We start from the raw sequence: 12,190 nt of genomic DNA, 5'->3' as shown, positions 1-12,190 counted from the left end.
TCAGACCTGCTGATTCGTGGCTCGACGCCGGAGCATCGCGTGGTGGATGTAGTACTTGTCGACCTGGCGGGTGAAGACGCTCACCGGTTCCCAGCCGAAGTACATGTCCAACCATTCGATGCAGGAAGTCAGGATCGACAAGCTTCCCTGGTGGTTGGCTTTCAGCAGGCCCGAATCCCAGGCCAGACCCCGCCGGGGCTGCGCGTAGATGATCAGGTGCTTGCGTTGGTAGGTGCGCATGTCGACGGTTCCGTCGAGGATCGCCTTGGCGTCGAGGACCGAACCCGGACCGGCCGGGAGCAGTGGAGGCCGTCCGTTCACGCGCGGATTCCTGCCCGAACGGCTCGGCGGGCACCGCCCGCTCGTGCATCGGTGGAACACCGGCGAAGCCCGCTCGGTCTGCCCGACATATCGATTCCGGCACCGGCTCGATCGGTCAATGAATCCCCCTCAGACGCAATGCGCTACTACCGGCTCCACGATATCCGCTCCTGGGCAGGCGTTGGAGGCCGGCGGCGGTTTCGGGCCTCACTACGGGCGGCACCAGCGTCACGAACGCCGGTACGGGAGTCACCGACCCGCCGACGGTGCGCTTCGGCTCCACCGCAACGACTTTCACTCTCGAGTCCATTACGGCGATCGTCCCGGCTTCGGGCCCACCTCGGGCGCGAACAGCGTCACGATTTCCCGGCACCAGGTGCACCGGTCCGCTGACCGTACGGATCGGCAGCACCCGCGACGACCTTCACGATCGACTCGTCGACGCAGACCACCGCCATCGCCCCGGCCCACGCGGCGGGAGACGTACAGGTGACCGTCACCGGCTCCGGTCGCACCAGCAACGGCCGCACATGCACCTGCGTCTGATCGAGACAGCTCACGGGCCGTCGCCGGGGTTCCGGCGGCGGCCCAATCGCGTTGGGTCCGATCGGCTCCGACGCTCTCCCGAGTCGGTATTGAACAGACCGACCAGCATCATCTGAAGCTCCCTCACACACCGGCGCGACGAGCAGACACGATCCGCTGCCGAGGAGACGGACAGAGATACAGCGTTGAGTATTGTGCGCCAGCTCATTTCGCTCGAGCATCGGATAGCCGAGGCCATGGTCGACCACCCCGACCGGCCACACCGATGAGATCGTCGCTGCGACAAGGCCGCACGATGCGCGCGCGCCGGAACCGCGGTGCCGGTCAATACCTGGCAACGATCTGGAAAACGGACAAGAACGGATCATCCGACGCGTTGCCGACCCGCAGATCCTGGGGCATAACGGAGTTAACCGGTTCACGACTACCGTCGGAAACCCCGGCACAGAGGAACCAGCAAACAGAGAGGCAGCGTTATGCCTACATTCCTCTCCCCGTCCTCGGGACAGAACTCGCGGGGTCCTCGCGTCACGGCGACAACCGGCATCCCAGTGGACGGCGCCGCTCCGGTGCGGGCCGCAGCGCCCCACCACGAACCGTCCTCCAATTCTCACGGGTTCAACTAGATCCCACGGCGCGGGGCGGCCCTGCGACAACGCGATCCGAACTCCCGGACCGGGCCGGAATCCGACCAACCTCACGAACACACAGCTTTCAGACGGCGGAATCCGCGATCGGCCGACGGCACCGTCGGTGCCGCGACAAGAAAGAAAGGGAAGAACCGATGAACAAAGTAATCACCATCCTGCACAGTGAGCCCGTCCGCGCCTTGCTGTACCCGCTGCTGGTGGCGCTGATCGGCTACGGGGTCACCAAGGGCGTCCTCTCGTCCGACCTCTCCGGTTTTGTCCTCGCCATCGTCGCGGCGGCTCTGGGCCTGCCCGCGGTCGAGTCGGCACGCCACCGGGTCAGCCCGGCGCCACCGGAGAGCGGTGAACCAGCATGAGGACGCCGAAGGAAAGGACCCGCCACGACCCCTTCGAGGTGGTGCTGTGCGCTGTGTTCGGTGTATCGATGCTGTTGCAGTGCATCTACGGCCCGCCGCCGGCATCGGCGACCACGGCCATGCCATCCGGATTCCGCACACTGTGGCTCGTCCTCATGTTGATCGGCTGCGTCGCGACGCTGGTCGGTCTGTTCGCCCAGCGCGTCTGGGGTTATCTGGTCGAGCAGGTCGGCCTAGGTGCGCTCGGCTGGTCACTGGTGGCCTTCGGTGCGCAGCTGCTGTTGTTGCAGATCCAGCACCGAACCATCGGTCCGGCCACGGTTCTCGGGGGACCGCTGCCGATCGCGTTGGGCGTCGCGTTCCTCTGGAAGCGCCGACAGGTACTGCAGGACGTCCGGGCGCTGCGCACGGTGAAGATCCGGGAGGCGCCATGAACCTCATCCAGCAGTCGCCGATCTTCGCGGCACTCGTGCTCATCGCCAGCTCGTCGGCGCTGTCGGCGGCCGTCACCGCGTGGTTCAACCGCCGCGACGTCGACGCTCATATGACGAAGACGAAGGCCGACGCCGCCAAAGTCCTGAGTGACCTCGCCATTTCGCAAACCCAGCAGATGTCCGAACAGATGGGCGAGTTCCGCATGGCGCTGCGGGTGCACCGCGAGTGGGATCGGAAGATGGTGACCCGGGCACGGCAGGCGGGCATCGAATTCGACGACCCACCGGAGCTGTTCCTGTAACGCGAGAAGCCGCTTTCCGGGCGCAACGTTGACGGACGTTCCGGGTTGGTCGCCAATCGTTCGCCAGCACCGCGACTCTCGGCGGGCTCACCGTGGGCGCACCCTCCGGCAGCCGTGGCGAAGCCTTGCCGAAAACAACGCTGCCACAACGCCTGCCAGGACGTTCGCGTCACAACGCGACGCGCCGTTGTCAATCCGAAAACGGACCAAAACGGATCGTCAGACACGTTGCCAGGCACCGATTCAAAGGAGTTAATGGAGATAGCCGGGCTGCTGAACAGCGGCGGGCGCCCCCCGGTGCAGAGGAATTATCACCACGGCGACAAGGAGGCAGCCTCATGCCTACCATCACTTCCCTCTCCCCGACTTCAGGACCGACCACGGGGGGAACCAACGTCACGATCACGGGTACCGGATTCACCGGCCCCATGACCGTCCGGTTCGGTAGCACCGCGACCACTTTCACCATCAACTCCCCTACGCAGATCACGGCGATAGCTCCCGCCGGATCGGTAGGTACGGTGCAGGTCACCGTGACCAACTCGGACGGAACGAGCAACGGGGTCGCCTACACCTATGTGCCGGTCCCCGCGCTGAACAGCATCAATCCCAATCAGGGCTCCACCGGAGGCGGTACGACGGTCACCCTCACCGGGTCGGGTTTCACGGGCGCCACCGCGGTCAACTTCGGTAGCACACCGGCGACTTCGTTCACCGTCAACTCCGACACGCAGATCACGGCTGTCACACCTGCCGGAACGGGGATCGTGCCGGTCACGGTGACCGGACCGGGTGGCACCAGCGGTGCGGTGCCGTTCATCTACGTCGTCGTACCCACCATCACCGCCATTTCGCCGACCTCCGGGCCCGCCTCGGGCGGCAACACCGTCACGATCACCGGCACGGGGTTCACCGGCCCATTGACTGTCCGGTTCGGCAATACCGCAACCATCTTCACGGTCAATTCCCCCACTCAGATCACCGCCGTCGCACCGCCCGGATCGGGCAGCGTACAGGTGACGGTCACCGGCTCGGGCGGAACCAGCAACGGCGTCACCTACACCTACGCCGGTGTCCCCGCGCTGACCAGCCTCGCACCCAATACCGGACCGACAACCGGCGGAACCACGGTCGTCATCACCGGAACGGGCCTGTCGACTGCCACATCGGTCAGTTTCGGTGGCACACCGGCGACCTCGTTCACCGTCAACTCCGATACCCAGATCACCGCGGTCGCACCGGCCGGCACGGGGACCGTGCAGGTCACCGTCACGACACCCGGCGGAACCAGCAACGGCCTCCCCTTCACCTATGTAGCGGTGCCCGCCATCACCACGTTGGTGCCGAACACCGGTCCGGTCACCGGGGGAACGACGGTCGTCATCACGGGAACGAATCTGACAGGAGCGACGGCGGTCAGTTTCGGTGGCACACCGGCGACCTCGTTCACCGTCAACTCGGCTACCCAGATCACGGCGGTAGCGCCGGCCGGGACCGGGACCGTGCAGGTCACCGTCACGACCGCGGGAGGAACCAGCAACGGCCTCGCCTACACCTACATCCCGGTCCCCGCGCTGACCACGGTTGTCCCGAACATAGGGCCGGTCACCGGCGGGACAACGGTCCTCATCACCGGAACCGGGCTCACCGGAGCGACCGCGGTGAACTTCGGCGCCACACCGGCAGCCTCGTTCACCGTCAACTCCGACACCCAGATCACCGCCGTCGCACCAGCGGGAACCGGGACCGTGCAGGTCACCGTCACGACCGCGGGAGGAACCAGTAACGGCGTCGCCTACACCTACGTCGCGGTGCCCGCCATCACCACGGTGGTTCCGAGTGTAGGACCGGTCACCGGCGGAACAACGGTGGTCATCACCGGAACCGGGCTCACCGGAACAACGGCGGTGAACTTCGGCGCCACACCGGCGACCTCGTTCACCGTCAACTCCGACACCCAGATCACCGCCGTCGCACCAGCGGGAACGGGGACCGTGGGAGTTACCGTAACCACCGGGGGCGGAACGAGTAACAGCGTCGCCTACACCTACGTCGCACTGCCCACTGTCACCGCGGTGGTGCCGAACGCGGGCGTGGAAGCAGGCGGCACGACGGTCGTCATCACCGGCACCGGGTTGACCGGAACAACGGCGGTGAACTTCGGCGCCACACCGGCGACCTCGTTCACCGTCAACTCCGACACCCAGATCACCGCCGTCGCACCAGCGGGAACCGGGACCGTGCAGCTCACCGTCACCACCCCGGGCGGAACCAGCAGCGGCGTCGCCTACACCTACATTCCGGTGCCCGCCGTCACCGCGGTGGTGCCGAATGTGGGCCCAGCGACCGGTGGCACGACGGTGATCATCACCGGCACCGGGTTGACCGGAGCGACCGCGGTGAACTTCGGCGCCACACCGGCGACCTCGTTCACCGTCGACTCCGCAACCCAGATCACCGCCGTCGTTCCGGCGGGAACCGGGACCGTGCAGCTCACCGTCACCACCTCCGGCGGAATCAGCAACGGCGTTGCGTACACCTACATCGCGGTGCCCACCCTCGTCGCGGCGGTTCCGAATGTGGGTACGGAATCGGGCGGAACAACCGTCGTCCTCACCGGCACGGGACTGACCGGAACAACCGCGGTGAACTTCGGCGCCACACCGGCGACCTCGTTCACCGTCGACTCCGCAACCCAGATCACCGCCGTCGCACCGGCGGGAACCGGGACCGTGCAAGTCACGGCGACCACGGCCGGTGGAACCAGCAACGGCCTCGCCTACACCTACGTTCCGGTGCCCGCGCTTACGACGGCCGTGCCGAATGTGGGCCCGGTGTCGGGAGGGACGATCGTCGTCCTCACCGGGACGGGTCTGTCCACCGCTTCCGCGGTGAACTTCGGTGCCACACCGGCGACCTCGTTCCTCGTCGACTCGGACACGCAGATCACCGCCGTCGCACCGGCGGGGACCGGGACCGTGCAAGTCACCGCGACGACCGCGGGCGGAATCAGCAACGGCGTGGCCTACACCTACGTCGCGCTTCCCACCCTCGTCACGGCGGTGCCGAATCTGGGTTCGGTCTCCGGCGGCACGACCGTCGTCCTCACCGGAACAGATCTGAGCGGCACCACGGCGGTCAACTTCGGCGCCACACCGGCGACCTCGTTCACCGTCGACTCCCCCACCCAGATCACCGCCGTCGCACCGGCGGGGACCGGCATCGTGCAGATCACCGCCACCACTCCGGGCGGGACCACCAACGGCGTGCTTTACACCTACGTCGCGGTTCCCACCCTGACCACGGCGGTGCCGAATCTGGGCTCGGCATCGGGCGGCACAACCGTCGTCCTCACCGGCACGGGACTGACCGGAGTCACGGCGGTCGATTTCGGTGGTACACCGGCGACTTCGTTCACCGTCGACTCCGCCACCCAGATCACGGCCGTCGCACCGGCGGGAACCGGGACCGTACAAGTCACCGCGACCACCGCGGGTGGAACCAGTAACGGCGTGGCCTACACCTACGTCGCGCTTCCCACCCTCGTCACCGCGCTGCCGAGCGTAGGACCGGCCTCGGGCGGCACGACGGTCGTTCTCACCGGAACAGACCTGACCGGAACGACAGCGGTGAACTTCGGCGGCACCCCGGCGACTTCGTTCACCGTCGACTCCGCCACCCAGATCACCGCGGTAGCGCCCGCCGGGACGGGAATCGTGCAGGTCACCGCCACCACCTCCGGCGGGACGAGCAACGGCGTCGCATATACGTACCTCGCGGCGCCCAACCTCACCACCTTGCTTCCGAACGTCGGTTTGGAAGCGGGCGGAACCGTCGTCGTCATCACCGGGACGGATCTGAGCGGCACCACGGCGGTCGACTTCGGCGGCACGCCGGCGACCTCGTTCACGATCGACTCACCAACTCAGATCACCGCCGTGGCACCCGCCGGGACCGGTACGGTGCAAGTCACCGCCACCACCTCCGGCGGAACCAGCAACGGCCTCGCCTACACCTACATCGCGGTTCCGACACTCGCGGTCGTGCTTCCGAATGTAGGACCGGCGGCCGGTGGAACGACAGTCGTCCTCACCGGGACGAACCTGACAGGCACCACCTCCGTCGACTTCGGAGGCACACCGGCAACTTCGTTCACCGTCGATTCCGCAACACAGATCACCGCCGTCACTCCCGCCGGAACGGGAACAGTGCAAATCACCGCGACCAGCTCCGGAGGAACCAGTAATGGTCTCCCATTCATCTACATCTGACGGCTGATGCGGCTGGGCCGTCGGCGCGCTTCTGCCGACGGCCCAGTTTCGTTGCGGTTGAGCCAATACACAGAGTCTCCGTCACCGTCGACGAAGGCTGCAGGGGTAAGGGGGTTTCCGTTGGCGACCGTACTGAAGATGCTGCTAGCGGAGCGGCATCTGAAAAGTCATCCAGATTTTCTCGTCGCGTACGACCGATGCGCGGCGCAGCTGGACCCGCCCATTCCCCCAGGGCATGGGCCGGCGAAAGCGCAGTACTACCAGTGGTTGTCCGGTCGCATGATCGGCCTTCCGCGCGACTATCACTGCCGGGTGCTCGAGCGGATGTTTCCCGGCTGGACGGTTGAAGGATTGTTCCAGATGGCCAACTCGACACCGGACGGCATGCGATCGCTCGGGCCGGGTTATTCCGGCACCGATGTCCGGCTCGAGGCTTTTCTCGGGATGGAGACGAGCACCAGGGGAACCACTCTGGTGTACCCGTCGTTCGAGCTGACCAGGGCGTCCGTGGACGCACTGCGGGCGGCGGGGATCTCCCGGCGGCGAGTATTCGGGAAGCAGGAGGGCGGTTTCCCGGATCGTCCCGTCGATATCCCCTCCGTGGTGGCGGAGAACGATTTCCGGGGGCTGCTGTACATGTTCTCCTTGCTCCAGCGCCACACCAGTATTCGGGCCGAGGTCCGTAGCGACCGCTACATGGTCACCCATTACGACCGCCCGTACATCAGCTTCGGACTGAGCGGCAACAACTGCACCCGGTTGTATCCGCACCTCGTCGACAACCCGCTGTTCACCATCCATGACAGCGGCACCGAGGACGGCTCCGCGGCGGTGCGTCTGGAGTTGACCGACGGCAGCCGGTACGACTCGAACGACGACCGGAATATCGGCATCGTCGCGCGAGTACGACCGAGCGCGGATCAGCATCCCGATCGCTATTGGATCTATTGCGGCGGCTTGCGGCCACGCGGCACCGCCGGAGCGGGCTGGTATCTCGCCAACTCGTGGCTTTCCCTCCAGCACCGGGTCGGGGATCGCGAATTCGTCGCGGTCGTCGGCGTAGACGAATATTCGGACCGGACGACCAGTTTGGAACATTTGCTGATCGCTGCGCCCGAGGCGAAATGAAAGGCACGCACACCCGTCGGCCCGGACAGTCCCGACAACGGCTGTCCGGGCCGCACGCACGCATCGGCTCCCGCCGCGCGGTCAGCGCGAGGAAGGAGGACACCGTTGAACCATCGGCCGACATCGATTCGGGCGGTACGCTGTCGCGTGCCGCGGCACCGCGAAGTCCTGATCTGGGTCCTTCCCGTCTGGGCGCGAAAACCTATCAATAACCGGCGGGCAACGCCGCGAGCATGTCCCGTGTCACGGCGACGGCATTATCGGAACTGCCGCCTTTGACCAGCAGCGTGGCGAAGGCGATGTCGCCACGGTAACCGACGAACCAGGAGTGCGACCCGTCGTCCACTTCTGCCTCGCCGGTCTTGCCGTAGACCGCGCCTTGATCGGCGATCCGCTCGGCCGTGCCGCCCACGACCACCTTGCGCATCATCGCGCGCAATCCTTCGATGACGTCGGCAGCCAGCGCCGGGCGATCACCGTCGATCTGTGTGGGGCGCCCCGCGATCAAGTACGGCACGGGCGCCGAGCCGTGCGCGATGGTCGCCGCCATGAGCGCCATGCCGAACGGACTGACCACCACTCTGCCCTGACCGATGCCGTCCTCGGTGCGCTGGATCAGGTCGTCGGAGGGCGGCACCGAGCCGGAGGCCGTTGGCAGCCCCACCACCGAATAAGCGGGTCCGACACCGAGCTTCGCCGCCGCCTCGTGCAACGCGGGGCCGGGCAGCTCACTGGCGAGTTCGGCGAACGAGGTGTTGCAGGACCTCTCGTAGGCCGTCGACATCGGCACATCGCCGACGGTGAACAGGTTGTAGTTGGGGATGGTCCGCTCGCCGATGACGATTCGGCTCGGACACGGCAGCACCGTATCCGGCGTCGCGAGGCCGTAGGACATGGCTGCGGCCGCGGTCACCGTCTTGAACACCGAACCGGGCGGGTACTGGCCGATCGTCGCGAGGGGACCGTCCCGGTCGGCGGCCCTGTTCTGCGCGACCGCCAGAATCGCGCCGGTGGACGGGCGCAGCACCACCATCATGGTCTGCTCGCTACGCGGCCGCACGGCGAGCTGGGCGGCATTCTGCACGTTGCGGTCGATGCTGAGCGAGAACGACGGCGCGGGCTGGGAGGGCACTTCCATCAGCACATCGGTGTCGGCGCCGTTGGAGTTCATGGTGACCACGCTCCACCCCGCCTTCCCGTCCACCTCCGCGATCACCGTCTTGCGCACCTGGGTGAGCAGATCGGGCGCGAATTCCCGGTCGGTGGCGACCAGATCCCACTGCTGGGTCAGTGTGACACCGGGCAGCCCGATGAGATCGGTGGTCACCTGACCGGATTCGGTCTCGTTGAGCAGCGCGACGGTGTAAGCGCCCGTGGCCGCCTTCGCCTCGTCGAGGATCGACTGCGGTGTCAGCGACTTGTCGAAGCGGTGCAGCGCGGCGGCCAGCGTGGTGGCCACGGACGCGGGATCGGCGGCGTCGGCCGCGACGAAGGTGACCCGGGAAACCTTGCCGGGCACCATGACGTCGCTGCCGGACTGCTCGTTGACCCGCGCTCGCGGCGGCGGGTTGGTCCGTAACGCCATGGTCTGGGTGTCGCCGAGTTTGGGGTGGATGTCGGAGGAAGTCCAGCGGACCATCCAGCGCCCGTTGCTGCGGCCCATCTGCAGCTGGCCCGTGTACTTCCAGATCCGGTTCTTGGGCAACCGCCACTCGTAGGTGTAGTCGACGGTCGCGGTGTCACCGGTCACGCGCGCCGCCCCGGTACGCGCGGTGAGCTGTTCGGCCTGCAGTTGATCCCACGCGGAACGTAACGCGTCGCTCGCCTTCTCCGGCAGGTTGGTGAGTTGCGCGGCAGCGCTGACCCGATGCTCGGCGAAGGCTTTGACGAAGGCGTCGGCGGCGGGCACAGGCCCCTGCGGCTCGCTCGCACAACCGGCGGCGGCCATTGTGAAGGCCGCGACGGCTAGCGAAAGGAGCGTCCTGGTCGACATCGGCACCGATCGTAATAGTCACTGACGGGCAAATGCCTGCGGCACTCCGGGATTCGCCGCGCCCGCGGGCGCGTTCAGTCGACCAGGACGGTGGCGAAGGTCGCGATCTGGCGAAACCCGACCCTGCTGTAGGCGCGGCGGGCGATCGCGTTGTAATCGTTGACGTACAGGCTCGCGGTGCGGCCGGAAGCGACCACCGCGTTGGCCACTGCCGAGGTGCCCGCGGTGCCACGGCCCTTCCCCCGATGATCCGGATGCACCCAGACTCCCTGGATCTGGCCCGTGCGCCGGGACAGCGATCCGACCTCGGCTTTGAAGACCACTTCCCCGTCTTCGAAACGGGCCCAGGCGCGACCGGATTCGATCAAGCTCTGGATGCGGCGGCGATAGCCGCGTCCGCCGTCACCCGCGCGCGGATCGACGCCGACCTCCTCGATGAACATCGCGATCGCGGCCGAGAGGTAACGATCGAGCTCGTCGCGGCGCACCCGGCGGACCTCCTGGTCGGGCGTGGACAGCGGCGGCTGAGCCAGCGCCAGCAGCGGCTGTTCCCCGCGTAACTCCCGTTCCGGGCCCCAGTGTCCGGACAGCATCTCCCACAGCGGCAACGCCAGTTCTCTGCGCCCCACCACCGAGGAACAGATGCGAGGCCACCGGATCGCCCGATCGGCGAACGCGCGCAACGCGTCACGATCACCCAGCAACGGAACCAGGTTCGCGCCCGAGAAACACAGCGACTCGGCGGGACCGCCTCTGCTCCAGAGTTCACCCTGCCCACACCGGCTGTCCAGGCCGAATTCTTGCAACCGGGCGGCGACCATGCACGAGGCCACCGGATCGGCATCCAGCACACGCAGCACCTGAGCAAGGTCTCGATTAGCGAGCTGCCGCGCAGGGGCGTATTTGGCCCGTCGCGCCGGCTCCAGCAGACTCCGCACGATGACAGCCTGCCACGAACCGGCGCGATGCGGTATGGCTATCCCGAAAGCGCTGGTGAGCGGCGTCAGCTGACGGTGACGACCGGTTCGCCCGCCCCCGCGTCCTCGCCCATCTCCTCGGCGATGCGCAGCGCCTCTTCGATGAGCGTCTCGACGATCTTCGCCTCCGGGACGGTTTTGATGACCTCACCCTTGACGAAGATCTGGCCCTTGCCGTTGCCGGAGGCCACACCGAGATCGGCCTCACGCGCCTCGCCGGGCCCGTTCACCACGCAACCCATCACGGCCACCCGCAGCGGCACCGCCATGCCCTCCAGGCCCGCGGTCACCTCGTTGGCCAGCGTGTACACGTCGACCTGGGCGCGGCCGCAGGACGGGCACGACACGATCTCCAGCTTGCGCGGGCGCAGGTTCAGCGATTGCAGGATCTGCCCGCCGACCTTGACCTCCTCGGCGGGCGGCGCGGACAGCGACACCCGAATCGTGTCGCCGATGCCTTCCGACAACAGCGCGCCGAACGCGACCGCCGACTTGATCGTGCCCTGGAACGCCGGGCCCGCCTCGGTGACGCCGAGGTGCAGCGGGTAATCGCACTGCGCGGCCAGTTGCCGGTATGCCTCCACCATGATCACCGGGTCGTTGTGCTTGACCGAGATCTTGATGTCGCCGAACCCGTGCTCCTCGAACAGGCTCGCCTCCCACAGCGCCGACTCCACCAGCGCCTCCGGGGTAGCCTTGCCGTACTTCTCCATCATCCGCTTGTCCAGCGAGCCGGCGTTCACGCCGATGCGGATCGGGATGCCCGCGGCGCCCGCGGCCTTGGCGACCTCCGCGACCCGGCCGTCGAACTCCTTGATGTTGCCGGGGTTGACGCGCACCGCCGCGCATCCGGCGTCGATCGCCGCGAAGATGTAGCGCGGCTGGAAGTGGATGTCGGCGATTACCGGAATCTGGGATTTCGCCGCGATCGTGGCCAGCGCGTCCGCGTCCTCCTGACGCGGGCAGGCCACCCGCACGATGTCGCACCCCGACGCGGTCAGTTCCGCGATCTGCTGCAGGGTGGCATTCACGTCGTGCGTCTTGGTCGTGGTCATGGACTGCACCGAGATCGGGTGATCACTGCCCACCCCGACGTTGCCCACCATCAACTGGCGGGTCTTACGCCGGGGAGCGAGCACCGCAGCGGGCGCGGTCGGCATCCCCAATCCGATTGTGCTGGTCACCTTCGGCTGCCTACTTTCGTCGTGTCCG

General features: G+C 67.0%; 10 protein-coding genes. 5 read left to right on the top strand and 5 right to left on the bottom strand.

What is annotated here, in order from left to right; genetic code table 11:
• Together NA8_RS13430 and NA8_RS13425 are read right to left on the bottom strand one after the other, a co-directional pair.
• Nucleotides 1-321, bottom strand: coding sequence for a hypothetical protein (locus NA8_RS13430; protein WP_063050702.1), 321 nt, complete (start codon nt 319-321; stop codon nt 1-3).
• 356 nt (nt 322-677) lie between these two features.
• Nucleotides 678-881 carry a hypothetical protein gene (locus NA8_RS13425; protein WP_063050701.1) on the bottom strand — a complete coding sequence of 68 codons (204 nt, stop codon included), beginning with the start codon at nt 879-881 and terminating at the stop codon, nt 678-680.
• Between the two features lie 770 nt (nt 882-1,651).
• On the opposite strand from NA8_RS13425, the gene NA8_RS13420 reads away from it, so the two are divergent.
• From NA8_RS13420 to NA8_RS13400, 5 genes are all read left to right on the top strand, one after another.
• Entirely contained in the window at nt 1,652-1,873 is a 222-nt protein-coding gene (locus tag NA8_RS13420) for a hypothetical protein (protein ID WP_063050700.1), read from the top strand.
• Nucleotides 1,870-2,307, top strand: coding sequence for a hypothetical protein (locus NA8_RS13415; RefSeq protein WP_063050699.1), 438 nt, complete (start codon nt 1,870-1,872; stop codon nt 2,305-2,307). The genes NA8_RS13420 and NA8_RS13415 overlap by 4 nt, the downstream gene beginning before the upstream one ends.
• Nucleotides 2,304-2,609: a hypothetical protein gene (locus tag NA8_RS13410; protein WP_063050698.1), complete on the top strand. Its 306-nt coding sequence runs from the start codon at nt 2,304-2,306 to the stop codon at nt 2,607-2,609. Before NA8_RS13415 ends, NA8_RS13410 begins: the two co-directional genes overlap by 4 nt.
• A 338-nt stretch (nt 2,610-2,947) precedes the next feature.
• A complete protein-coding gene (locus NA8_RS13405; protein WP_084466758.1) occupies nt 2,948-6,880 on the top strand; it encodes a beta strand repeat-containing protein in 3,933 nt (1,310 codons plus the stop codon).
• Between the two features lie 120 nt (nt 6,881-7,000).
• Nucleotides 7,001-8,008 (top strand): hypothetical protein, encoded by a 1,008-nt coding sequence (locus tag NA8_RS13400; RefSeq protein WP_063050696.1) that lies wholly within the window; start codon nt 7,001-7,003, stop codon nt 8,006-8,008.
• A 205-nt stretch (nt 8,009-8,213) separates the two neighbouring features.
• Here the strand turns inward: NA8_RS13400 and NA8_RS13395 are convergent, their stop codons facing one another.
• The 3 genes from NA8_RS13395 to ispG form a co-directional block, all read right to left on the bottom strand.
• A complete protein-coding gene (locus NA8_RS13395) occupies nt 8,214-10,001 on the bottom strand; it encodes a penicillin-binding transpeptidase domain-containing protein (protein WP_063050695.1) in 1,788 nt (595 codons plus the stop codon).
• 74 nt (nt 10,002-10,075) lie between these two features.
• The gene (locus NA8_RS13390) at nt 10,076-10,939 is read right to left on the bottom strand and encodes a GNAT family N-acetyltransferase (RefSeq protein WP_084466757.1); all 864 of its coding nucleotides are present in this window, start codon (nt 10,937-10,939) and stop codon (nt 10,076-10,078) included.
• Nucleotides 10,940-11,004: 65 nt separating this feature from the next.
• A complete protein-coding gene (ispG, locus tag NA8_RS13385; RefSeq protein WP_063050694.1) occupies nt 11,005-12,162 on the bottom strand; it encodes a flavodoxin-dependent (E)-4-hydroxy-3-methylbut-2-enyl-diphosphate synthase in 1,158 nt (385 codons plus the stop codon).
• Between the last annotated feature and the right edge of the window lie 28 nt (nt 12,163-12,190).

This window comes from Nocardia arthritidis NBRC 100137, assembly GCF_001612765.1.
GTDB classification, from domain to species: Bacteria; Actinomycetota; Actinomycetes; order Mycobacteriales; family Mycobacteriaceae; genus Nocardia; species Nocardia arthritidis.
The sequence above is the reverse complement of the archived record's forward strand: the minus strand, read 5'-3'. Positions and strand labels throughout refer to the sequence as shown.

Bases quoted from the DNA above. Each gene is read 5' to 3' on its own strand.
- NA8_RS13405 (WP_084466758.1), top strand. From the start codon at position 2,948: ATGCCTACCATCACTTCCCTCTCCCCGACTTCAGGACCGACCACGGGG.
- NA8_RS13415 (WP_063050699.1), top strand. From the start codon at position 1,870: ATGAGGACGCCGAAGGAAAGGACCCGCCACGACCCCTTCGAGGTGGTG.
- NA8_RS13420 (WP_063050700.1), top strand. From the start codon at position 1,652: ATGAACAAAGTAATCACCATCCTGCACAGTGAGCCCGTCCGCGCCTTG.
- NA8_RS13395 (WP_063050695.1), bottom strand. From the start codon at position 10,001: ATGTCGACCAGGACGCTCCTTTCGCTAGCCGTCGCGGCCTTCACAATG.
- NA8_RS13410 (WP_063050698.1), top strand. From the start codon at position 2,304: ATGAACCTCATCCAGCAGTCGCCGATCTTCGCGGCACTCGTGCTCATC.